We start from the raw sequence: 22,577 nt of genomic DNA, 5'->3' as shown, positions 1-22,577 counted from the left end.
CCAGCAGAAAATGGGCAACCTTTCGCAGATCGAACTGCTTCTTCCTGAGCTACGCGCTTATGCGCGCTCTATTTGCGGTCCCACAGAAAGCGCGGAGGATCTTGTCCATGATGCGATCGAACGCGCGCTCCGCCACGCCACGCGCCCCGAACGTGTGGAAGAGTTACGCCCATGGATGTTCCGCGTCATCCGCAACCTGCAATATGACGAGCTCAGAAAAAGACGGGTGCGCCGTGAATATATCGCAGTGCAAAAACGTCTTTTGGATGAGAGTGATGGAACAGGCAGCGGGGGCCGTGACATCTTGATCCGCCTCGCCTTCGAAAAACTGCCCCCCGAAATCCGGGAGGTGTTGTTTCTGATCGATATTATGGGCTTCAAATATGCGGAAGCGGCCGAGGTGATGAACGTGCCCATCGGCACAGTCATGAGCCGTGTCAGCCGGGCTCGCAAGGAACTTTTGCGTCGCGTCAATGGCGACGGACAGAATGAAAAGCGGACAAAGCAAACCCCATGAGCAAAGTGACGGAAGAGGACTTCATCAAGGTCAACGCATTTCACGACGGCGAAATGACCGAAGACTGCGCAGCTTTCGCGCAGCGTCTCGAAACAGAGCCGGAGCTGAAGGCGTTGCTGACCGAGATCGGTGAAGTCTCCGCCAGTCTGAAGGCCCTGAAACCGCAACCGGCAATCCTTGCGCCTGCCCGAAATGACAATCGCGGTTTGTCACGACGGTTTTCACGCTCACGGAAACTCCGGTTGTTCGGGTCGGCTCTCGCGGCCTCCATTGCGCTTGCCGTCGCTCTCTCCCACACACTTCACCAACCGGACGAGTTCGCGCCAGACGGCCCACTCGCCATTCACGAGATGTTCTCTGCGCAGACATTCGTCGCACAAGACCGCGTTTTCCAAACGATTTCGGGCGAGCAGCTTGCGGCATTTCCTGATCTTTCAGCAGCCAATCTCACGCTCGTGGCTGTCAGGGCAGTGCCGCTCGGCATGGCAGCCCATTTCGCGGGGCATGAAGGTTGCCGGCTGACGGTTTTTTCGAGTGCAGAACCGCTGACTGAGGCGGGTTCGGCTCCCGCGCTTCAGAGTGCGGCATGGGAAGTGCCAGATCGCCGCTATCGCATCGTAGCCACCGGGATGGACGCGGGGAAGTTCGCCGCGATCGCCGCCTATCTGAAGCAGGCAACCCGTAAGATGGCGAAGCCCGACACCGTGATCGCCCTGAAGGACGCCACGGCCCGGGCCACGTCATGCGGGTAAGACACCCCGGGGAGAGAGGAACGCCCATCGGTCCGGCAATGCGTGAAAGCGAGCCCCACACCGTTTCACCCTGGCCGGTTGAAACGCTCGCTGCCAACAAGCCCTAGTTTGGGTTGGGGAAGTTGGGACGATCTTCATTATAGTGCGTTGAGAGATAGTCCAGAATATCGTTGCGGTCCGGCTCTGGAATGTCGTCCATGCCCTGCTCATCGATCATCCAATCAAGCATCTCGTCCCAGCCCTCACGGGTAAGCCCCTGCTGCGCAATGATCATCTCCGAGTGGCAGGCCGTGCAGGCATAAAATATCGTGTCGACCCCCGGCGCAACCTTGAGACGCCCGAAATCACCTTCGATCTCCTGAACGTCATTCTTCGCCGACTCCGCGCTCGCTGTCTGCTCGGCCGAGGCGGTCTCTTCCATCGCAGCACCAAACCCAACCGGCACTTCGGAGAATGTGTTGAGATAAGCGATCAGGTTGAGGCGATCCTCTTCCTTCTTCAGGCCGGCAAACGCCATTTTGGTGCCCTTCACCGCCGTGCGCGGCTGAAGCAGATAGGCATCCAGCCGTTCAACTGTCCATTCCCCGCCATAGGCCTTCATCGCCGGGGAATAGGCATAGCCCTCGGCTTGCGCCACCGGTTTTCCCACGATGCCGTAGAGATTGGGGCCGAGCTTGTTTTTTCCGGCCTTTTCAATCGTGTGGCACGCGACGCAACGTTTGAAGATCTTTTCTCCTTTGCCAATATCAGCATTGGCCAGCGAGGCCTGGGCATCCGCAAATGCGGGTGCTGAGGCAAAAAGAGAAAATGCGACAAGGCCCAGCCGAACGCGAGCAAGGTTCATTCTTCAATTCTCCATGAAAATGGTTGCGTGAAGCGGCATTCGCCGCCTCACGGTTTCCAGATGATTGAATGTCTGGCGCTATGCGATCAGCTGGCGCGTACACCAACGCGGTGCATGGTGTTGTTCAGATAGCCCTTGGGGTTCCAGGCGATCGCAAAAGGCTGCATGTCGCCTTCGCTGTCCGTCGCGCGCGCCCAGATTTCATAGTAGCCGGCCTGCGGGAATTTGACTTTGGTGCGCCAGTTTTGCCAGGCCCCGTCATTGACCGGAGCGTCCAGTTCCACCGTCTGCCAGGTCGTGCCGAAATCAATGGAAATGTCGAGCTTGCTGATGGACCGATCACCTGACCATGCATGACCCCGCACGTCCGTTTCCATGCCGATGTCGGAACCGTTGGCCGGAAAGGTAACCAGAGATTTCACCGGCATGCGCTCGATGATGACGAAATCCTCTTCCGGAACATCCTGCCCGGGCGCCACCGGGTAGGCCGGCACGCGGTAGGAGGTACCGGTCATCTTGGGGCCGTCATGCATCTGGTCGCGCAGTTCGATCCGCGTCAGCCATTTCTGGGCGGTCGAGGCCGGCCAGCCGGGGACCACCAGGCGTAGCGGCGCACCGTTCATCGGGTGCAAGGCCTCGCCATTCATCTCGAAGGCAATGAGAATGTTGTCGGTCATCGCCTTGTCGATTGGCAAGCCTCGCGATATCGGCAACTTGTCGGGATTGCCTGAAAGGTGGCCATCGGCGCCATAATGGGCGGTGTAGACCACATTCGACTGAACGCCCGCCTTTTTCAGAACATCCTTCAGCCGCACACCCGTCCATTCCGAGCAGGCCACGGCACCATGAGTCCATTGGTTGCCCTTCGCCGGCGGGTTGAAGGCGCTGCGTCCGTTGCCGCCGCATTCCAGCGTCAGTTGCAGCGTAACCACTTCAAACTGCTCGCGCAGATCGGCGATGGAAAGCTCCAGCTTGTTGTCAACGAAACCGTCGATCGTCAGCGTCCAGCTTTCCGGGTCCACATCCTCAGGCGGAATGCCATTGTTGCGAATGAAATGCCGGCTTGTCGGCGTCACCGCATCATCAAGCAGTTCAGCCGGCGTCTCGGCATTGACCGGGCGATCGTTGAGAAGCGTGAGACCGTCCTTTCCGGCCAACGCGTCGGTGACTTGGGCAAACGCGGCCGGCAAAAGCCCTGCAGGCATGTTCCGGTGAAAAGGTATCGAGGCACCAACCATCGCTGCCATGGTGGCAAGGCCAGTATTCTTCAAGAAATTGCGTCGCCCTGAATGAACCACACCGGCTGATTCCTCGTCGACAGGTGCTGCTTCGCTGTGCGCTCTGGTCGTTTCGGCAATGCGCGTCATCTGGTTCCTCCCTCTGCGCTGGCACTATTGGCTGGCGGACACGCCTGACGGCATGCTTCACCCCAAAGACGTGCAAGCGAGGAAATTTATTCCGTCGCTCCGTGAGGAATTCAGTCAGAAAAGCCGGCTTCTTAACGCAATAATTATGAAATGCGTGGCAAACTCTCGTTCTACGCGACTTCAAAGAAGCACAATTCCGATAGGTTGCAGGAACAAGGCACGATGGTTGAGCGCTCAAACGGTTTTGCAAGTGCGGTATCCGGACAGAATGAATCGGGCTGCCATGTATGCTCGGTCAAAGGATCCGAAGCATATATCGAGCTTCCGATCATCGGGACGACCGAAGAACTTCGCACAACGGTTGGGAAGTTCTTGGCGATCGCCGCTGGCGCACGTGAACTCTTGGGCGTGGTCACCGAAGTCTCGTTGAAAACTGCTCAGGCAGACTCCAGCCCAGAACCGAGAGCGATCGCCCGCGTCGACCTGGTGGGTGAAATCTCCCGAGACGAAACAGGCCGGCAGCGCTTTCGAAGAGGCGTTGGAGCATATCCCGCCATCCGCGACCGGGCCCGCATCATAAGCAGCGAGCAGCTGCGGCTGATCTTCCGTGGAGACAAGACGACCTTTGCCGAGATCGGGCGATTGCACAACGACACCACTGTTCCCGCCTATGTAGATGTCGAAAATCTCGTCACAAAGCATTTCGCGGTGCTGGGATCCACCGGCGTCGGCAAATCCAGCGGGCTTGCCGTCATCCTTCGACAGGTAATCAAAACCTGGCGCGAATTACGCGTGCTGATCCTTGATCACCACAATGAATATGGCAGCGTTTTTGGAAACGAGGCTAATCTCATTGGTGCAAAAAACCTGCGCCTGCCTTTCTGGCTTTTCAACTTCGAAGAATTTTCGGACGTCCTGTACGCGGGCAAGCCACCCGTTCCGGCAGAGCAGGACATTCTCTCCGAACTCATACCGCTTGCGAAGACCCAGTATCTAAATCGCCGTCACAGCATGGAGCGGGCAAGCGCATTGCGGAAAGTGGAGCCGCGGCAGTCTGGTTTCACTGCCGACACACCGGTTCCGTATCTGATGCAGGACCTTCTAGCGCTGATCGATGAGCGTATGGGCAAGCTGGAAAACCGCTCTTCGCGCATGACGCATCACCGATTGATTGGGCGCATCGAAACGCTCAAGAACGACCCGCGTTACGCCTTCATGTTCGCCAACGCAACGGTCGGCGGCGATACGATGGTAACGATCCTGACCGAGCTTTTCCGCCTCGAGGCAAATGGCCGGCCTGTCACAGTGATACAGCTTGCCAGCCTGCCGATCGAGGTCGTGGACGCCGTCGTGTGCGTTATCTCAAGGCTCGCCTTCGATTTTGGCATGTGGAGCGATGGCGCCATGCCGCTGCTGCTTGTCTGTGAGGAAGCGCACCGCTTCGCGGCTGCCGATCCAAGCGTCGGCTTCCTTCCGAGCAAGAACGCGCTTTCGCGTATTGCCAAGGAGGGCCGCAAATATGGTGTCTATCTCGGCCTGGTGACCCAGCGGCCTGCAGAACTCGATGCAACCATCATCTCGCAATGCAACACACTCTTCGCGATGCGCATGGCGAATGACCGCGATCAGGCGCTGCTGAAGTCAGCTGTGTCTGACGCGACCGCAAATCTGGTGGACTTCGTTCCTTCACTCGGAACCGGGGAAGTGATCGGTTTCGGAGAGGGTATGCCACTTCCCGTTCAGTTCGTCTTCAATCGGCTGTCTGAAGAGCTTCTTCCCAGAAGTGAGGCCGCGGCGGCGCTTCCAAAAGATCTCAATCCCGGTTCGCGACGCGAGTTCGTTCATGCGGTCGTCGAACGCTGGCGCGGCTCTATCATGAGCCAGGCTCAGACTGAGGCTCCACCGGAAGCCGCGCCATCCATTGTCGCCGAAACACACACGCTCCGTCGCAACCCCACGCCCGCAGAAGCCGCAGAGGACAAGATCTCGAAGGCTCTTCAACTGGCGCGGCGTGAATATCTAAACAGGTAGTCACAATGAATTCGGGCCGCCCGGCAGGCGTCGATCTCGAGGCGATACTCGAACAGGCTCCCTTCGGCCTGACCATTGCCGACCCAAACGGCCAACGCGTTTACAGCAATCAGCAGGGCAATCTGTGCTCCCCCTCGCTCGATACGCAAAGCATGCGCGAGCTACGCTTTGTGTCAGAAACAGGGGGCCGGACCTTTACCTGCAGCTTTTGGCTAGAGCTGGAACCGAAGCCTCCAGTCGATGAAGAGATTTTCAGGCTGGCCTTTTTTGACGAATTGACCGGTCTTCCAAACAAAACGCTTCTGGCACGCACAATCGGTGCGGAGCTTCAGGGCCAGTCCGATGCCGAGTCTGCCCTCATGTTGATTGACCTCGATGGTCTCGGCCGAACCAACGATTATTATGGTGCAGCTTTTGCCGATGGGCTCATCGCTGCATTTGCCGAACGCCTCGCTGCCTGTGTTCGACGTTCCGATATTCTTGGTTATCTCGCAAACGGCATGTTCTGTGTGTTTGTGACCGACCTCTCAGATTTCGACCTGACGGAATACGCGAACACGATCCTCAATCGGTCCAAGGAGCCTTTCCAGGTCAAAGGGGTCGAAACCTTTTCTTCTGCTTCCATCGGCATCAGCATGTTTGCCAAGGACGGGAGCAATTTTGAAGAATTACTGGTCGCGGCGGATCAAGCGTTGCGCGGCGCCAAATCCGAATCAAAGGGAAGGGTTGGTTACAAGCCCGAGAAGGCAGTGGGCAACGTCCATGGCGACATGTCAGTTGAACAGCGCCTGCGCACCGCATTGAGAGACCGCAAACTTTGCTGTGCCTACCAACCGAAAGTCGACATCCATACCAATGGCGTTGTCAGCGTCGAGACATTGCTGCGCTGGAGAGATGACGACGGTCAGCTGCGCGTGTTGGGCGATTTCGTCAATCTCGCCACCGACGCCGGAATCATCGATGCCGTCGCCGAGCATGTTGTTGATGAGGTGATGTCATCGCTTCCGCAGATTGATTCCGTTTTCTCTCCCGGCACATCAATCAGTCTTAACATCACGGCGCATCAGTCGACCAATCCCGAGTTCATGAGCAAGTTACTCAGGCAACTCACGTCCTATCACCGGCCGCAGCGCTTCATCCTCGAGATCACCGAAGAGGCGTTTCTGAATGGTGACCTTCTGAGCAAAAACATCATGCCCATGGTACGAGAGGCGGGTGTGAAGGTCTCGATTGATGATTTCGGCGTTGGATATTCATCCCTCTCCGCGCTGGCTGCCGTGACAGCAGACGAGTTGAAGATCGATCGGTCGTTCGTGCAGAACGTCCATCAGAGACCACGCAGCCAAAGTGTACTCAAGGCCATCGAATCGCTCGGACGCGCGCTCGGCATGGCTCTCGTCATCGAGGGCGTCGAAACCCGCGAAGAGGTGGACTATCTGAGGCAGAATACCGCGATCAGGATCGGGCAGGGCTATTACTTCAGCAAGCCCTTCGCGCTTGAAGAGTTCGTGCTCGAAGACGAAGCACTTCCGCCGGCGCGCCAACCGGAAGCGGCCCGCACCCACACTCCCACCCGCATTGCAGGAAGCCGCTCGCCAAGGCAGCATCCCTGAGCATCTGTCTAATCAATAGGAACTGAACGCCGGTCCGCAACCGCGTTCCATTGATGGATTTCGGGTTTCATTGGGCAGTGGCCGGCCTGGACCCTCATCGAAACCAGCTCGCTTCTAAAGCCGCACGACGTATCCATAAATGATACAGCATCTACCACTGCTACCGGGGCGCGAAACCTGGGGAGGGAAACAGCGTTCGAAAATGATGTTTTCCATGGATTTTTGCCAAATTATTGACGCGGAAACCACCCCGCTGGCGAAACAAAAATGGAAGCTGGAAAACATTTTGTGTATACATTATGACGTCAAAAGCTAAAATGTGATTGTTCTTTAAGTATCCGGAGACGACATGACCGAGAAACCAAAAGCCCCCGCACTGCGCTCGCGCGCGTGGTTCGACAATGCGGGCAATCCGGATATGACAGCGCTTTATCTGGAACGCTACCTGAATTTCGGGCTCTCGCAGGAAGAGCTCCAATCAGGCAAACCCATTATCGGGATTGCCCAGACGGGTTCGGATCTTTCGCCCTGCAACCGGCATCATCTGGAGCTGGCCAAACGCCTGCGCGAAGGCATCCGCGAAGCCGGTGGCATTGCCATCGAGTTTCCGGTGCATCCCATCCAGGAAACGGGCAAACGCCCCACTGCCTCGCTCGACCGTAACCTTGCCTATCTCAGCCTTGTCGAAATTCTCTACGGCTATCCGCTCGACGGCGTTGTGCTCACGATTGGCTGCGACAAGACCACACCGGCGCTACTCATGGCGGCTGCGACTGTCAACATTCCGGCCATCGCGCTGTCGGTCGGGCCCATGCTCAATGGCTGGTTCCGAGGCGAGCGCACGGGCTCGGGCACCGTAGTCTGGAAAGCACGCGAGATGATGGCTGCCGGCGAGATCGACTATGAAGGGTTCGTGAGGCTCGTGGCCTCCTCCGCCCCTTCCACCGGCTATTGCAACACGATGGGTACAGCCACCACCATGAACTCGCTCGCCGAGGCGCTTGGCATGCAGTTGCCCGGTTCCGCCGCGATCCCCGCGCCCTATCGCGATCGGCAGGAAATGGCCTGGCGCACCGGCCTGCGTATCGTCGACATGGTGCATGAAGACATCAAACCCAGCGACGTGATGACCCGCGACGCCTTCATTAATGCGATCCGCGTCAACTCGGCCATTGGCGGCTCCACAAACGCCCCCATCCATCTCACAGCCATTGCGCGGCATCTGGGCGTCGAGCTTTCGATCGACGACTGGCAGACCTACGGAGAAAGCATTCCTCTTCTCGTGAACCTGCAGCCCGCAGGCGAGTATCTGGGTGAGGATTATTATCATGCCGGCGGTGTGCCGGCGGTGGTCAATCAGCTCATGTCTGCCGGACTTATCAACGAGGGTGTGTTGACGGTGAACGGCAGGAGCATCGGTGAAAACTGCCGAGATGCCGCGATCGCCGATGAGAAGGTGATCCGACCCTTTGGAAAACCGCTCAAGGAGAATGCGGGCTTCCGTGTGCTGAAGGGCAATCTGTTCGATTCCGCCATCATGAAGCTCTCTGTCATTTCGGAAGAGTTCCGTGCTCGCTATCTCTCGAATCCCGAAGACCCCATGGCCTTCGAGGGCCGCGCCATCGTGTTCGACGGCCCTGAAGACTACCACGCACGGATCGACGATCCGGCGCTCGCCATCGATGAAGAGAGCATTCTCTTCATGCGCGGAGCCGGCCCCATCGGCTATCCGGGTGCGGCGGAAGTTGTGAACATGCGCGCGCCCGATTACCTCATCAAGCGGGGAGTCACCTCCCTGCCCTGCATCGGCGACGGTCGCCAGTCGGGAACGTCGGGCTCGCCGTCGATCCTCAATGCCTCACCGGAAGCCGCTGCCAATGGCGGGCTCGCAATCCTCAGAACCGGCGACCGCGTGCGCATCGATCTCAGGAATTGCACCGCCAACATCCTGGTTTCCGAGGAGGAGATAAACCAGCGCCGCTCCGAGCTGGAGAAAGCAGGCGGATACGCCTATCCCGCGCACCAGACACCCTGGCAGGAAATTCAACGCGGGATGGTCGCACAGCTAGAGGCAGGCATGGTCCTGGAACCCGCCGTCAACTACCAGCGGCTCGCCCAGGGCGGAAAGGATGGAACCATGCCACGCGTCCCGCGCGACAATCACTGAAGACAATGCGGAAAACACCACAGGGAGGAGAACCGCATGCGCATCCTGATTATCGGAGCCGCCGGTATGGTCGGTCGTCGGCTTGCCGACAGGCTGCTCACCGACGGAAAACTCGGCAGCGAAGCCATCAAAACGATCCACGCCTTCGACGTGGTCGAGGCCTCACTCACTCCAGCCAACGGCATTCAGATCGAGACAGAGGCCGGCGATGTCGCTGATGAAAAAACCGTCGAGCGACTGATCGCGCAAAAACCCGATATTATCTTTCATCTGGCCGCCATCGTCTCCGGAGAAGCCGAACTCGCGTTCGAGAAGGGCTATCGGATCAACATGAATGGCTCGCGCCATCTTCTCGAAGCCATCCGGCTTGTCGGCGAGAATCGCAACGACGCCTATCGGCCACGCCTCGTTTTCACATCATCCATCGCGGTCTTCGGTGCACCGTTTCCCGAAAAGATCGACGACGAGTTCTTCCGCGCCCCGCTCACCAGCTATGGTACCCAAAAGGCGATCGGCGAGCTTCTATTAGCCGACTATACCCGTAAGGGCTTCGTTGACGGGATTGGCATTCGCCTGCCCACCATTGTCGTGCGGCCGGGCAAACCGAACAAGGCCGCATCAGGCTTCTTTTCAGGCATCATCCGCGAGCCGCTCGCCGGGCAGGACGCCGTCCTGCCTGTGTCGGACGATGTCCGCCACTGGGTGGCGAGCCCGAATGCCGCGGTTGGCTTTCTGCTGCATGCAGGCACGATGGACCTGGCGCAGCTTGGCGCGCGGCGCTCACTCACCATGCCCGGCCTTTCGGTGACCATCGCGGAAATGATCGAAGCCCTGCGGAGCGTTGCGGGCGACCAAGTCGTTGCCCACATCAAGCGCGAACACGATCCGCAGATCGCGGCCATCGTTGACGGCTGGCCGCGCGATTTCAGGACCGAGCGTGCAGAGCAGGCAGGTTTCACAGCGGACAGTGATTTTGAAGCGATTATCCGCGCCCACATCGCCGACGAGGAGAAACGCAAGACCCTCCGTTGAGATACAATGCCGGCAGGCGGGCATCCGCCCTTCCCTGTGAAGAACCCGCATGACAAGCGCCAGGTACTTGGACATGACAATGGATATCTGCCAACCATCATCGATGGTGTTAAAGTGCACCAGACAAGAATGGAGGGGGCGCTGAGCACGAGCGAGCGCAGAAAGGTGGGCGCCGGAAGGCGAAAAACGGGTAGCAGAAGCGTTGAGGCGCAGGCAGTTTCACGCCCGCGGCCCAGCCTGCAGGGCATTGCCAAAATGCCCGCGCGTGACCGTGCCTATCACGAGCTCAAGTTCCGCATTCTGGAAGGCCGGCTGCCACCGGGAACGACGCTTCTCGAAACGGAAGTCGCAAGCCTTCTGTCACTCAGCCGCACACCCGTGCGGGAGGCGCTCATCCGACTGGAGGAAGATGGGCTTGTGGATGTGCGGCCGCGCCACGGCATCACCGTCAAGGCGCTGTCCGTCGACGAGATCGAACAGATCTATCAGGTTTTTTCGACACTGGAGGTCAAGGCAGCTCAGCTTACGGCCCGGCGCGGCATCACGACGGCTGACCATGAGCGTCTGGACGACATCCTGACCCAGATGGAACGCGCCTCGAAACGCGGAGACATCGAAGCATGGTCCGAGCTCGATGACGAATTTCATTCAGAACTCGTCGGCCTGTGCGGAAATCCGCGCCTGCAGGCCATGCTGCGACAGCTCTGGGACCTGCAATATCACGCGCGCCGCGCAATCATAAAGCTGCGTCCCCTGCCGATCATTTCGGATCGCGAGCACCGCGCCATCCTCACCGCCATCGCCGACGGCAACGAGGAGGAGGCCACCCGCCTCCATCAGCAACACCGAAACCGTGCGGACGAACAGCTCATCTCTCTCTTGCGTCAGAAAACAACATTCCCGACGAGCGAATGAAACAACCAGGCGCTCCGACGCAACAACAGGGTCACCATGGGTCACTCAGCAATGTATACATTGTGATTTTGCCATGACTGTGCGATGAAAGCGCAAGGTGGAGAACAGGGAGGGGGCTGCAATGAATCGAATTGACCTGACCGGGCGGCGGGCCATTATCACCGGCGGAGCTCAAGGCATCGGGCTGGCCACCGCAGAGCGTTTCGTCGCAAGCGGCGCAGAAGTGGTTCTGTGGGACATCAACGCCCAGTCTCTCGAAAAGGCGTCAGAAAAGCTCGGAGCGAAAGCAAACGGGCGTGTTGTGGAACTGACGGACGAGGGCGCAGTCAACGACGCCGCGCGGGAGGCCGGCGCAATCGACATTCTCGTCAACAATGCCGGCATCACGGGAGGCAATGGCAAGACCTGGGAACTGGCGCCGGATGTGTGGCGCCGCACCGTCGAAGTCAACCTCGTCGCCCCCTATCTCACCTGCCGCGCACTGGTGCCAGGGATGATCGAGCGCGGCTATGGCCGCATCGTCAACATCGCTTCCATAGCCGGGAAAGAAGGAAACCCCAACGCTTCCCACTACTCGGCTTCCAAGGCCGGCCTGATCGGATTGACGAAATCGCTCGGCAAGGAACTGGCCAAAACAGGCGTCATTGCGAATTGCCTCACGCCAGCAGCGGCGCGCACACCGATTTTCGACCAGATGAGCCAGGAGCATATCGACTACATGCTCTCCAAAATCCCGCTTGAGCGCTTCCTCGAACCGGCTGAAGCCGCGGCGATGATCGCCTGGCTGGCTTCGGAAGAATGTTCGTTCACAACAGGCGGAGTCTTCGACATCTCGGGCGGCCGCGCAGTCTATTAGTTGTTAAAACACAGAGGGAAAGAACATGAAATTGTTGCGTTACGGTCCGGTGGGTCATGAAAAACCCGGCATGCTCGCCGCCGATGGCACCTTGCGAGACCTTTCCGGCGTGGTTGCTGATATCGCCGGCGATGTCATTTCGCCGGCGGGGCTGGACAAGCTGCGCGCGATCGATCCTCAGACCCTCCCGTCCGTCGATGGAAATCAACGTCTTGGGCCGTGCGTCGCGGGTCTTCAGAAGATCGTGTGCATTGGCCTCAATTATTCTGACCACGCCGCCGAAACAGGTGCCGAACCGCCGGAAGAGCCCATCGTTTTCGCCAAGGCGCTGAATGCCCTTTGCGGCCCGAATGACGATGTGGAACTGCCGCGTGGCTCCAAGGCGCTCGACTGGGAGGTCGAGCTTGCCGTCATCATCGGCTCAAAGACCAAATATGTCAGCGAGGCCGACGCGATGGATCATGTCGCGGGCTTCGCCATCATGAACGACGTCTCCGAGCGTGACTTCCAGACAAAACGCTCGGGCCAGTGGACCAAAGGCAAGAGCCACGACACGTTCGGCCCGCTCGGCCCCTGGCTCGTTACGCGCGATGAAGTGGCCGACCCGCACAATCTGGATATGTGGCTCGATGTGAATGGCGAACGGCGCCAGACTGGCAACACCAACACGCTGATCTTTAACGTGCCGCACGTCGTGTCCTATCTCTCGCAGTTCATGACGCTCATGCCCGGGGACGTGATCTCCACCGGCACCCCGCCCGGCGTCGGCATGGGTATGAAGCCGCCGCAATATCTCAAGGCAGGCGATGTCATGACGCTCTCTATCGCCGGACTTGGCGAACAGCGCCAGATTGTCGTTCAGGCCTGAACCTGAAAACGGAGCCCGCCATGACCATCAGGAACGTCACCGTCATCGGCACCGGCATCATGGGTGCGCCGATGGCGCGAAACATTGCCGGGGCGGGCTTCGATCTTACGGTATGGAATCGCACCCGCGCCAAGGCGGAGGCACTCTCCGATGTCGCGACTGTCGCCGACGATCCCCGTTCGGCGGTCGCCAGCGCCGATGCGATTGTGACAATGGTCGACAATTCGCCCATCGTGACCGAAATCTATTTCGGCGATAATGGCGTTGTGGAAGCCGCACCGAACGGTGCGCTTTTCGTCGACATGTCGTCCATCCAACCGGCAGTCGCGCGCGACCATGCCGCAGCACTTGCGAAATCTGGGCACCGGCATCTCGACGCCCCGGTGTCGGGCGGCGAGAAAGGCGCGATCGAGGCATCGCTCGCAATCATGGCGGGCGGTGAGGCCGCCGATTTTGCGGAAGCCGAACCACTTCTATCCGCCATGGGCCGGGCCACCCATGTGGGTGTGCATGGCGCGGGTCAGGTCGCCAAGCTCGCCAATCAGGTGATCGTCGCCGTCACCATCGGCGCGGTGTCGGAGGCGATGCTTCTGGCGCAGGAAGGCGGCTGCGACCCCGCAGCACTGCGCGACGCATTGATGGGCGGTTTTGCCACTTCCCGCATCCTGGAGCTTCATGGAGAACGGATGGTCGAGCGGAATTTCGTGCCGGGCGGACCGCTCGAACTGCAGCTCAAGGATCTGGAAAACGCTCTTGAAGTGGCCCGACGTGCCGGGCTTTCGCTCCCGCTAACCGAGAAAACACGCGACGCATTCCACACGCTGGCTCACGAAATGAAGATGGGGCGCCATGATCACGCTGCCTATCTCCTCTGGCTCGAAGCCATCAATCCGGGCAAGCGGCTGGGCACCGGAGAAACCAGCGCCCCACCGCCCAAGGCATAGCGATCAGGCGCTATGTTCCGCTGAGGCGGAGACGTCTGGTATCGGAAAAATCACATCATATGCCCAGTTGAACACGAATGCATACACAAGATAGAAAACGGCGAAAGTCGCGTTGACAAACAGGGCTTGAAGCGCCGAAACGCCCAGCAGGAATGCCGTAAACGGCATCAGCACGACCAGCAGCCCGCCTTCAAACAGAACCGCGTGAACAACGCGCATCATGATGCTCTTGCGGACGCTTCCGGTCAGCCGGCGCAAAGCGTGATCGAAACCCAGATTGTAAAGATAATTCCACAATGTTGCGACCGTGGCGCTCACCACGACGACAACTCCCATCTCGAACATGGGCTTTCCGAAAAACCATGACGCGGCTGGTGTGACAATCAAAAGCGCGATCAGCTCAAAGCTGATGGCGTGACGAATACGATCTGCAGCGGTGCGCATTCTTGCTCCCCGATTGATTCTCGGGCCGTCCCGATTTGATTCCCGGAATGGGGGAGGTCGTCCTCGCTTTCGATGGCAATATAGGTGTGATGGCCCCCATCGCAAGGGGATGTGGCGGATATCCCGCGGCTACCTTTCCTCCCCCTCGTCACCCGGCAAAGTGATACCCGGAAACACCTTGATCACGGCGCTGTCATCCCATTGGCCATAGCCTGCCGTGCTGGCGGAGGCAAACATCGTGTAGGCCGTCGAGGCGAGCGGCAGAGGAAATCTGAGCGCTCGCCCTGTCTCTGTGACGAGACCAAGGTCTTTCACGAAAATGTCGACCATCGAATGCGGTGTGTAGTCCCCGTCCACCACATGGCGCATACGGTTTTCAAACATCCAGGAATTGCCGGCCGCGTTGATCACCACCTCATACATGGTGTCGAGCGGAATGCCGGCACGTGCGGCCAGCGCCATGGCCTCCGCGCCAGCGGCGATATGCACACCGGCCAGAAGCTGGTGGATGACCTTGACGGCTGCCCCGTCGCCAATCCTCTCGGAAATGCGAAAAACACGTTCCGCCACTGCATCCAGCACCGGCGCAAGCCGCGCGAAGGCCTCTTCCCGCCCCGCCGCCATCACCGTCATCGCGCCCTCTCGCGCCTTGACCGGTCCACCCGAAACCGGAGCGTCGAGCATGATGTGCCCCGCGTGCTCCAACTCCAGGCCAAACCGCCGTGCATCGTCCGCCGATACAGTTGACGAGATCATCACCGGCGTTCCAGGAGGTAATTTGCCAGCAATTCCCTCCTCCCCGAAGAGAACGCTTTCCACCTGCTCCGCGTTGACAGTGAGGATCAAAACGGCCTCGGCACGAGAGGCGAAATCCAGCCCTCGCGAGCCGGTTTCTTTGGCCCCCGCATTGGCCAGCTGAGCGCAGGCATCACTGCGTGGGTCCACGCCGAAAACCTCATGCCCGGCACGCAGAAGCGAAAGCGCCGCCCCCATTCCCATCGACCCGAGGCCGATCACCATCACCTGCATCGCTTACCCCCAGAAACGCAGAGTTGTCATTCCTTCACCGCACCGGTCATGGACGAGACGTAATAATCGACAAAGAATGAATAGAGGATCACCACGGGCAGGGAGCCAAGCAACGCCCCCGACATCAGCGCCCCCCACTCATAAATGTCGCCGCGCACCAGCTCCGTCAGAACGCCGACAGGCACCGTCTTGTTTTCCGACGAGGAGATAAAGGTCAGCGCATAGATGAACTCGTTCCACGACAGCGTGAACGCGAAGATGCCGGCCGAGATGAGGCCGGGCACGGCCAGAGGCAGGATAACCTTGGTGAGGATCTGCCAGCGCGTCGCCCCGTCCACCAGCGCGCTTTCCTCCAGCTCGAAGGGAATGCTGCGGAAGTACCCCATCAGAAGCCAGGTGCAGAACGGGATCAGAAAGGTCGGATAGGTCAGGATCAGAGCCAGGCGTGAATCGAAGATTCCGACCTTGAACACGATGAAAGCCAGCGGAATGAACAGGATGGATGGCGGCACGAGATAGGCGAGAAAGATCATCAACCCTGTCACCCGCGCACCGGTGAACCGCACCCGCTCGATTGCGTAGGCGGCGAAGACCGACGCGGCGAGCGAGATGAAGGTTGAGGCAAACGACACCAGCATCGTGTTCCACAGCCAGCCCGGATAGGAGGTTTCGAACAGCAGGAATTTCACATGTTCAAATGTCGGCTCAATCACCCAGAATGGACTGTAGTTTTTGTAATCCGTGAGCTGGTAATCCGGTTTGATGGCGGTGATCGCCATCCAGTAAAACGGAAACAGAAGCACGAAAATGAACACCGCCAGCGGCAGATAGACCGTCACGATCCGCCGCGGCAGCGTGTTGAACTGTTCCATACCTTCCGAATCGTCATGAAGACCGGCCTGTTTTGTGTTTTGGGTGATCTCGCTCATGGCCGTCCTCCTCAATCGCCGCCGCCCTGCTGCCATTTGCGACGCTGCAATCCGAAGAAGGAAAACAGGATCGCCGCCAGCAGGAAGGGGATCATCGCCACGGCAATCGCCGCGCCTTCGCCCAGTTGTCCGCCGGGAATGGCGCGCTGGAAGGAAAGGGTTGCCATCAGATGGGTGGCGTTAACCGGCCCGCCTCGCGTCAGCACATAGATGAGCTGAAAGTCAGTGAAGGTGAACAGCACCGAAAACGTCATCACCACGGCGATGATCGGCGTCAGAAGCGGGAGAGTGATCTTGGTAAAGCGCTGCCACGACGTTGCACCATCCAGCGCTGCCGCTTCATTGAGCGATTGCGGTATGGTCTGCAGACCGGCCAGAAGTGAAATCGCCACAAAGGGAATGCCGCGCCAGACATTGGCCGCAATCACCGATGCCCGTGCCATGCCCGGATCGCCAAGAAAATTGATCGGCTCGCTGATGACACCGAGATTGATCAGCACATAGGAAATGATCGAGAACTGGGAATCGTAGATCCACCAGAAAGCCAGCGCCGAAAGCACGGTCGGCACCACCCAGGGTAGAAGGATGATGGCTCGGAAGAACGTCTTGAACGGCAGGTGCTGATTCAGGATCAGCGCCAGCCAGAGCCCCAGCACGAATTTCAGAATGGAGGCCACCACGGTGTAAAGCATGGTGTTGAAGACGGAGAGCCAGAAGACCGGATCGTCAAACAACCAGATATAGTTTTCGAGCCCGACGAAAATACCCTCGCGCCCGATCCGCGCATCCGTAAAGCCCAGCCACACGCCCAGCCCCAGCGGATAGGTGAGAAAGCACAGAAGGAAAACCGCCGCCGGCAGCATGAACAGAAGCCCGAGCCCGTTGCGGCTTTCCAGAAACCATCCGAGGATCGATGTTGAACGCGCGGGCCTGGCCTGCATGGGTCATCCTGCCTTTTTTGATACTGACCTCGTGAAGCAGCAGCGCCGACGGTCAGCCGGCGCCGCCAGTCCATCAGCGGTAGTAGCGCGCGATGCGCCGCTCCGCATTGGCAATGGCCTCTTCGGGCGTGCGTTGTCCGGTCACCGCCTCAGCGAACATGTCGACGAGAACATAATCAGCCATGACACCTGCGGATGCCGGTCCGAGCGGGCCTGCATAGCCGTTGGGCCGCAGCGAAGCCGAAGCCTTGGCATAGGGAGCGTGAACCGGGTTCGAGGTCCAGACGGGATTGCTCTCGAAAGCCTTGAGCGCCTGGCAGCAATAGGCGCTCGCGCCTTCCAGCCACGCATTCATGCGCTCAGCCTGATACATGAAGGCGATATTGGCCTTGGCCGCCTGCGGATACTGGCAATGGTTGAAGATCGAAAGCGTCGAGGTCTGGTGTAGTTCCACCGATTTGCCCACCGGCCCGATCGGCAGGTTGGTAGTGCGGATGTCCTCGGCGATCTCTTTCAGGGCCTCATCCTTCGCCGCAGCATAGTAAAGTGAAACGCCATTGGCCGTCAGCGACACCTCGCCGGCAAGAAATGCCCGGTTGTTGTTGATGTCGAGCCAGCTTTCCGTGCCCGGAATGAAAGTCTCGTAGAGCGCCTTCGCATAGTCGATGGCTGCCTTGGTTTCAGGGCTGTTGATCGCCACCGCACCGCTTTCATCGACGGTCATGCCCCCATGGCTCCACAAGAGCCAGTGCGCGTAGTTGTTACCGTCGCCCACCGCCTTGCCATGCGGAAAGCCGGCCGGCGTGCCATTGGCCTTCATCGCCTTGCACAGTTCCAAGAAACCGTCCGTGTCCTGCGGGAACTCGCTGAAACCGGCCGCCTTCATGTGGCTCTCGCGATAGCAGATAGCGTTGCCGATGGCGCAGAGCGGAATGGCGATGAACTTGTCGCCCTGCCGGGCGTAGCCCTCAAGGCCCTCATACCAGCCGCCATGCTCCTCGCCGAGCGCATTGGCCAGATCCGTCACGTCCACCAGCTTGTCAGGATATTGGAACGGATCGTCGAACCAGCTCATCACCATGTCCGGTCCCGAGCCGACATTGGCCGCCACCGCCGCTTTCGGACGCACGTCTTCCCAGCTTTCCTGGTCGATGCGCACCTCCACGCCCGTCGCCTCGGTGAAAGCGGCGGTGTTGGCGTTCCAGGCCTCCTCTTCGCCTGTCACGAAAGGCACCCAGCGCAGAAGGCGCAGCGTCGCGCCTTCCTCCGGCGTAAACATCGATGCCGACGCCTGCGCCAGCGAATGCCGTGTTCCCAGCGTTCCCGCCAGGAGGCCCCCGGCGGCAAGACCCGCCGTGCCTGATAGAAATCTCCTGCGATTGATCGTCATTGCACGTCTCCTCCTCAAATTTGCTGGCACCTTCCCGATGCCGCAAAACGGTTGACTGCCGCATTAACGCCAGGCGCCGAAACGCCCTGTCCTGACGCCGCCCTCCCCGGCGGCGCCAATCCGATCATGCTGAGAGCCTTTGTCCTCCCTCCGTATCGAAAAGATGGATCGCCTCCGGATCGATGGAGACCTTCAATTCATCCCCCGGCCCGGCCTTGATGCGTTCCCGGAAAACGCAGGTCATCTCATTGCCATCGAGTTCAGCCACGACATGAGCTCAGACCCTGTCGGCTCGACCACCTTCACTCGCAGGGCGACGTCGCCGCGCAGGTGGATCGCTTCAGGCCGGATACCGCAGATCAGTTTCTGGCCGGGTCTTGCCGCTCCGGCATTGGCCACCGCAATGCGTTGCCCCTCTCCCGTGACGAACATGCCGGGTTCACCTTCCGCCAGCGTGCCCGGTGTCATGTTCATCGCCGGCGATCCGATGAAGCCCGCGACGAAAAGATTGGCCGGCCGATCATAAAGCTCCAGCGGTTCGCCCACCTGCTCGACAATGCCGTCATGCATGACGACAATCTTGTCGGCCATGGTCATGGCCTCGATCTGGTCATGGGTCACATAAACGGTCGTCGTTTTCAGCCGCTGGTGCAGGTTCTTGATTTCCGAACGCATGGAAACGCGCAGCTTGGCATCCAGATTCGAGAGTGGCTCGTCAAAGAGAAACACTTGCGGATCGCGCACGATCGCCCGCCCCATGGCAACGCGCTGGCGCTGGCCGCCGGAAAGCTGGCGCGGATAGCGGTCGAGCAATTGCGTGAGACCAAGGATCTCGGCCGCCGGGCGCACCTTCGCCTCGATATCGGATTTGGATGCGCCCTTGAGCATGAGTGAGAAACCCATGTTCTCGGCCACCGTGAGGTGTGGGTAAAGCGCATAGTTCTGGAACACCATGGCGATGTCCCGTTCCTTGGGCGGCAGCGCATTCACAACCCGATCGCCGATCACGATCTCTCCGGAGGTGATGTGCTCAAGGCCTGCCAACATGCGCAGGAGGGTCGACTTGCCACAGCCGGACGGTCCCACCAGAACGACGAACTGTCCTTCCTCGATGTCCACTGAGACGCCATGGAGAACCTCCACCTGCCCGAACGCCTTGCGGACATCGCGAAATTTCACTGTGGCCATTAAGGCTCCTCCCTCCTTAATGTATTCATTAATGCATAGTGGCTGCATTACGCACCAAGCGCAACAGGCAAAGCAAGGAAACGCGGGAAGTGATGGAGATTCGAACGGTCTGAAACAACGTATGCAACAGGGCTGATCTCAGAGAGCAGGGTCGAAGTCCAAAGAATCGCATCTCAGCGGCAGGGAAGTCTGCCGGAAAGGGTTTACCCGCCCCAACCGTGGCTCACGACGCCCGGGATGTCCTCTAGAAGCCGTTCCTTGTTCAGGAGACCTGCATCCTCCAGCTTTTCGAAGTCAGGAAGATCCCTAAGCGTTTCAAACCCGAAATGGGCAAGGAAGGCCGTTGTGGTTACATAGGTATACGGCGCGCCGGGCTGAGGACTTCGCGGACCGGAAGCAATGAAGTCCGCACGTCGCAACTTGCCAATCACATCGCGTGAGACTTCGCGTGCGAAAAACCTGGAGAGCTCTGCGCGCGTGATCGGCTGAAAGTAGGCCACGGCCATCAGCACAAGCGCGTCGGTGTCGCTCAGATTTTCTCCCTGCTGGACGATACCGAATGCCGCGCGGATCGCCTCGGCAAGTGAGGGGCGGGTCCGATGCTGCCACCCGCCTGCCACATGCACGAGTTCGTATGGCCGGTCTGCGAGTTCTGCGCGAATGTCCTCGATCAACAGATCAACATTGCAGTCACGCCCGACCACACGAAGCAATGTCTCGCGCGAGACCGGCTCAGACGCGGCGAAAATGACGGCTTCCACACGCGCCATCCATTCCCGCCAGCGCAGCGCCGGCGGCAGGTGCTCCAGCTCACGGTCGAATAGAGGAGTGTCCGCGCCCGCATCATCCTTGCGCCGAGCGTTGTTTGCCATGGGTCAACCGTCCCCAAGGTGGCGGGCTACACCCACCAAACCACGGTCTTCGAACATATCACACAATGAGGCCGGGCATCGTAAACACATCGCGCTGCCACATGTTGGGGCGCGGCGTTTTCCGGCTGATTGTGGGGCAATTCGAATCATGAGACCACCATGAGCAAGGTCGACCGGTCTTTCAACGAAAGAGCATCCGCGTCGTTCTGCCGTCGACAGGTTTTCACATGACATTGCAAGCGCGTCGACGGACGATGAAGGACACATTCAGAACAGTCTATTTGCGGATCATCAAATGTTGCGTACCGATGACCAAAGTGATTTGGCACCATCGCACGATTGACCATACACGCCAGCGGCTATGGTCATTTCCTACTGCCAATGATCCATGGTCAGCGATTCATGGAGAAACGCAACGCATTTTTGACGTCCTCAAGTCGACCGGGCACACGATGAGCGGGAAGGTTCCTGCTCAGGCAAAGATTTCACCTTGAGATAACGACTCCTTGAAATGATGAATCCATCTCGCGAACACTGGACCTCCAGAATGGGGTTCATTCTTGCTGCCGCCGGCTCGGCTGTGGGCCTGGGAAATGTCTGGCGCTTTCCCTATGTCACCGGGGAGAATGGCGGCGGAGCGTTTTTGCTGATCTATCTCGGCATCGTCTTTTCGATTGGCGTTTCTGTCCTGATCGCTGAGCTGATAATCGGCCGGGCGACACAACGCGATCCGGCTGGTGCTTTCAGAAAACTCGCCGGTGGCGCCTGGCCGCTGGTTGGCTATATGAGCATACTCACAGCCTTCTTGATCCTCTCATTCTATTGTGTGATCGCCGGATGGACCCTCGCCTACATGATCAAGTCGATCACCGGGACCATCCTGACGGCAAACTCCGAGGCGATCGGCGCTGTATTCTATGCCTTCATCACCGATCCGCTCGAACCCGTCTTATACACTGCCCTGTTTATCGGGTTGACCGTCTTTGTCGCGCTCGGCGGTGTCGCCAGCGGGATCGAACGTGCCGCGCGCATCCTCATGCCGGCATTGTTTGTTGTTCTGCTCGTTCTGGTCGTGCGCTCCGTTACGCTGGAGGGAGCAGGCGAAGGCATTGCCTTCTTTCTGGAGCCTGACTTCTCCAAGGTAACATGGGGCACTTTGCTGGCTGCCCTGGGGCAGGCCTTCTTCTCCCTCTCGCTCGGCATGGGGGCCATGATCACCTATGGCTCCTACATGCAGCGCCATGACGATATTGCCGGTTCCGCCCTTGCCGTTACGGTTCTGGATGCGCTCGTCGCCGTGTTGTCCGGGCTGGTCATTCTGCCGGCGGTCTTCGCCTTCGGAGCCGCACCGACGGCAGGACCCGGGCTCACCTTCATCACCCTGCCATCCATTTTCGCGCAGATGCCCTTCGGTTTTCTTTTCGCAACGCTGTTCTTCTTCCTGCTGGCCATCGCCGCGCTGACCAGCGCTGTTGCGCTGCTTGAAGTGGTCATTGCCTATTTCATGGACGAAAGCGGCGCCAACAGAAAGAAAGTGGCCGTGTCTGCAGGCGTGGCCACTTTCGCCCTGGCCGTGCCCGCATCTCTCAGCCTCGGCGTGATGTCCGGCTTCACCATCGGTGGACAGGTGCTCTTCGATGCACTGGATTTCCTCACCAACAACATCACGCTGCCGCTCGGCGGGCTTCTGGTTGCCCTGTTCCTCGGCTGGGTTATGAAGCAAGAAGGCGAAGAGGAACTCCGAGATGGTTCGGCTCTGGCTCCAGCTCTGGTGGGAGCGTGGCGGCTGATTATCCGCTTTATCGCGCCCGTCGCTATCCTGATGATACTGGTCAATGGCCTCGGCTTCATTTGAAGCCGAGGAGCGAGGAAGCAACC

General features: G+C 59.1%; 19 protein-coding genes and 1 pseudogene. 11 read left to right on the top strand and 9 right to left on the bottom strand.

All coding sequences use genetic code 11. The features are described from left to right. The first annotated feature begins 10 nt into the window (after positions 1–10). Positions 11–517: an RNA polymerase sigma factor gene (locus KW403_RS19035; protein WP_223022806.1), complete on the top strand. Its 507-nt coding sequence runs from the start codon at positions 11–13 to the stop codon at positions 515–517. After that, complete coding sequence (locus tag KW403_RS19030) at positions 514–1,269, top strand: hypothetical protein (protein ID WP_223022805.1); 756 nt, start codon at positions 514–516, stop codon at positions 1,267–1,269. Before KW403_RS19035 ends, KW403_RS19030 begins: the two co-directional genes overlap by 4 nt. A 103-nt stretch (positions 1,270–1,372) precedes the next feature. Here KW403_RS19030 and KW403_RS19025 read toward each other — a convergent pair whose 3' ends face one another. Further along, positions 1,373–2,113, bottom strand: coding sequence for a c-type cytochrome (locus KW403_RS19025; RefSeq protein ID WP_223022804.1), 741 nt, complete (start codon positions 2,111–2,113; stop codon positions 1,373–1,375). Positions 2,114–2,199: 86 nt separating this feature from the next. After that, on the bottom strand, positions 2,200–3,480 hold the full coding sequence (locus tag KW403_RS19020) for a sulfite oxidase (protein WP_223022803.1): 1,281 nt from the start codon (positions 3,478–3,480) through the stop codon (positions 2,200–2,202). Positions 3,481–3,852: 372 nt separating this feature from the next. Here KW403_RS19020 and KW403_RS19015 point away from each other — a divergent pair, with 372 nt between their 5' ends. The 8 genes from KW403_RS19015 to KW403_RS18980 all read left to right on the top strand — a co-directional run bounded on the left by KW403_RS19015 (position 3,853) and on the right by KW403_RS18980 (position 13,906). Further along, entirely contained in the window at positions 3,853–5,511 is a 1,659-nt protein-coding gene (locus KW403_RS19015) for an ATP-binding protein (protein WP_246638001.1), read from the top strand. A gap of 5 nt (positions 5,512–5,516) precedes the next feature. Continuing rightward, positions 5,517–7,124 (top strand): putative bifunctional diguanylate cyclase/phosphodiesterase, encoded by a 1,608-nt coding sequence (locus KW403_RS19010; RefSeq protein ID WP_223022801.1) that lies wholly within the window; start codon positions 5,517–5,519, stop codon positions 7,122–7,124. Between the two features lie 349 nt (positions 7,125–7,473). After that, positions 7,474–9,291, top strand: coding sequence for an IlvD/Edd family dehydratase (locus tag KW403_RS19005; protein WP_223022800.1), 1,818 nt, complete (start codon positions 7,474–7,476; stop codon positions 9,289–9,291). A 36-nt stretch (positions 9,292–9,327) separates the two neighbouring features. After that, complete coding sequence (denD, locus tag KW403_RS19000) at positions 9,328–10,323, top strand: D-erythronate dehydrogenase (protein ID WP_223022799.1); 996 nt, start codon at positions 9,328–9,330, stop codon at positions 10,321–10,323. Between the two features lie 6 nt (positions 10,324–10,329). Continuing rightward, positions 10,330–11,238 (top strand): GntR family transcriptional regulator, encoded by a 909-nt coding sequence (locus tag KW403_RS18995; RefSeq protein ID WP_246638000.1) that lies wholly within the window; start codon positions 10,330–10,332, stop codon positions 11,236–11,238. A gap of 121 nt (positions 11,239–11,359) precedes the next feature. Next, positions 11,360–12,094: an SDR family NAD(P)-dependent oxidoreductase gene (locus tag KW403_RS18990; protein WP_223022798.1), complete on the top strand. Its 735-nt coding sequence runs from the start codon at positions 11,360–11,362 to the stop codon at positions 12,092–12,094. Positions 12,095–12,119: 25 nt separating this feature from the next. Then, the gene (locus KW403_RS18985; RefSeq protein WP_223022797.1) at positions 12,120–12,962 is read left to right on the top strand and encodes a fumarylacetoacetate hydrolase family protein; all 843 of its coding nucleotides are present in this window, start codon (positions 12,120–12,122) and stop codon (positions 12,960–12,962) included. A 20-nt stretch (positions 12,963–12,982) separates the two neighbouring features. Then, on the top strand, positions 12,983–13,906 hold the full coding sequence (locus KW403_RS18980) for an NAD(P)-dependent oxidoreductase (protein ID WP_223022796.1): 924 nt from the start codon (positions 12,983–12,985) through the stop codon (positions 13,904–13,906). Positions 13,907–13,909: 3 nt separating this feature from the next. On the opposite strand, the gene KW403_RS18975 is transcribed toward KW403_RS18980, so the two are convergent. From KW403_RS18975 to scpB, 7 genes and pseudogenes are all read right to left on the bottom strand, one after another. Further along, positions 13,910–14,350, bottom strand: a complete 441-nt coding sequence (locus KW403_RS18975) for a PACE efflux transporter (RefSeq protein ID WP_223022795.1) — start codon at positions 14,348–14,350, stop codon at positions 13,910–13,912. 129 nt (positions 14,351–14,479) lie between these two features. Further along, the gene (ltnD, locus tag KW403_RS18970; RefSeq protein ID WP_223022794.1) at positions 14,480–15,379 is read right to left on the bottom strand and encodes an L-threonate dehydrogenase; all 900 of its coding nucleotides are present in this window, start codon (positions 15,377–15,379) and stop codon (positions 14,480–14,482) included. Between the two features lie 26 nt (positions 15,380–15,405). Next, positions 15,406–16,308, bottom strand: coding sequence for a carbohydrate ABC transporter permease (locus KW403_RS18965; protein WP_223022793.1), 903 nt, complete (start codon positions 16,306–16,308; stop codon positions 15,406–15,408). A gap of 11 nt (positions 16,309–16,319) precedes the next feature. After that, positions 16,320–17,249: a carbohydrate ABC transporter permease gene (locus tag KW403_RS18960; protein WP_223022792.1), complete on the bottom strand. Its 930-nt coding sequence runs from the start codon at positions 17,247–17,249 to the stop codon at positions 16,320–16,322. 73 nt (positions 17,250–17,322) lie between these two features. Next, positions 17,323–18,639, bottom strand: coding sequence for an ABC transporter substrate-binding protein (locus tag KW403_RS18955; protein ID WP_223022791.1), 1,317 nt, complete (start codon positions 18,637–18,639; stop codon positions 17,323–17,325). Positions 18,640–18,763: 124 nt separating this feature from the next. Next, a pseudogene (locus tag KW403_RS18950) lies at positions 18,764–19,827 on the bottom strand (ABC transporter ATP-binding protein). 203 nt (positions 19,828–20,030) lie between these two features. Next, positions 20,031–20,699: an SMC-Scp complex subunit ScpB gene (gene scpB / locus KW403_RS18945; protein WP_223022790.1), complete on the bottom strand. Its 669-nt coding sequence runs from the start codon at positions 20,697–20,699 to the stop codon at positions 20,031–20,033. A gap of 511 nt (positions 20,700–21,210) precedes the next feature. Between scpB and KW403_RS18940 the strand changes: the two genes are divergently transcribed. Beyond that, positions 21,211–22,554 (top strand): sodium-dependent transporter, encoded by a 1,344-nt coding sequence (locus tag KW403_RS18940; RefSeq protein ID WP_343224070.1) that lies wholly within the window; start codon positions 21,211–21,213, stop codon positions 22,552–22,554. Positions 22,555–22,577 lie beyond the last annotated feature (23 nt).

It is taken from the genome of Nitratireductor kimnyeongensis (assembly GCF_019891395.1).
In the GTDB taxonomy this organism is placed as follows: domain Bacteria; phylum Pseudomonadota; class Alphaproteobacteria; order Rhizobiales; family Rhizobiaceae; genus Nitratireductor; species Nitratireductor kimnyeongensis.
Note: the sequence above shows the minus strand (reverse complement) of the source record. Positions and strands in the feature narration are given on the sequence as shown.

What these genes read in the sequence shown, in the direction of transcription:
- KW403_RS19035 (WP_223022806.1), top strand. Translation starts at nt 11, where the DNA reads ATGGGCAACCTTTCGCAGATCGAACTGCTTCTTCCTGAGCTACGCGCT.
- KW403_RS19030 (WP_223022805.1), top strand. Translation starts at nt 514, where the DNA reads ATGAGCAAAGTGACGGAAGAGGACTTCATCAAGGTCAACGCATTTCAC.
- KW403_RS19025 (WP_223022804.1), bottom strand. Translation starts at nt 2,113, where the DNA reads ATGAACCTTGCTCGCGTTCGGCTGGGCCTTGTCGCATTTTCTCTTTTT.
- KW403_RS19020 (WP_223022803.1), bottom strand. Translation starts at nt 3,480, where the DNA reads ATGACGCGCATTGCCGAAACGACCAGAGCGCACAGCGAAGCAGCACCT.
- KW403_RS19010 (WP_223022801.1), top strand. Translation starts at nt 5,517, where the DNA reads ATGAATTCGGGCCGCCCGGCAGGCGTCGATCTCGAGGCGATACTCGAA.
- KW403_RS19005 (WP_223022800.1), top strand. Translation starts at nt 7,474, where the DNA reads ATGACCGAGAAACCAAAAGCCCCCGCACTGCGCTCGCGCGCGTGGTTC.
- denD (WP_223022799.1), top strand. Translation starts at nt 9,328, where the DNA reads ATGCGCATCCTGATTATCGGAGCCGCCGGTATGGTCGGTCGTCGGCTT.
- KW403_RS18995 (WP_246638000.1), top strand. Translation starts at nt 10,330, where the DNA reads ATGCCGGCAGGCGGGCATCCGCCCTTCCCTGTGAAGAACCCGCATGAC.
- KW403_RS18990 (WP_223022798.1), top strand. Translation starts at nt 11,360, where the DNA reads ATGAATCGAATTGACCTGACCGGGCGGCGGGCCATTATCACCGGCGGA.
- KW403_RS18985 (WP_223022797.1), top strand. Translation starts at nt 12,120, where the DNA reads ATGAAATTGTTGCGTTACGGTCCGGTGGGTCATGAAAAACCCGGCATG.
- KW403_RS18980 (WP_223022796.1), top strand. Translation starts at nt 12,983, where the DNA reads ATGACCATCAGGAACGTCACCGTCATCGGCACCGGCATCATGGGTGCG.
- KW403_RS18975 (WP_223022795.1), bottom strand. Translation starts at nt 14,350, where the DNA reads ATGCGCACCGCTGCAGATCGTATTCGTCACGCCATCAGCTTTGAGCTG.
- ltnD (WP_223022794.1), bottom strand. Translation starts at nt 15,379, where the DNA reads ATGCAGGTGATGGTGATCGGCCTCGGGTCGATGGGAATGGGGGCGGCG.
- KW403_RS18965 (WP_223022793.1), bottom strand. Translation starts at nt 16,308, where the DNA reads ATGAGCGAGATCACCCAAAACACAAAACAGGCCGGTCTTCATGACGAT.
- KW403_RS18960 (WP_223022792.1), bottom strand. Translation starts at nt 17,249, where the DNA reads ATGCAGGCCAGGCCCGCGCGTTCAACATCGATCCTCGGATGGTTTCTG.
- KW403_RS18955 (WP_223022791.1), bottom strand. Translation starts at nt 18,639, where the DNA reads ATGACGATCAATCGCAGGAGATTTCTATCAGGCACGGCGGGTCTTGCC.
- scpB (WP_223022790.1), bottom strand. Translation starts at nt 20,699, where the DNA reads ATGGCAAACAACGCTCGGCGCAAGGATGATGCGGGCGCGGACACTCCT.
- KW403_RS18940 (WP_343224070.1), top strand. Translation starts at nt 21,211, where the DNA reads ATGATGAATCCATCTCGCGAACACTGGACCTCCAGAATGGGGTTCATT.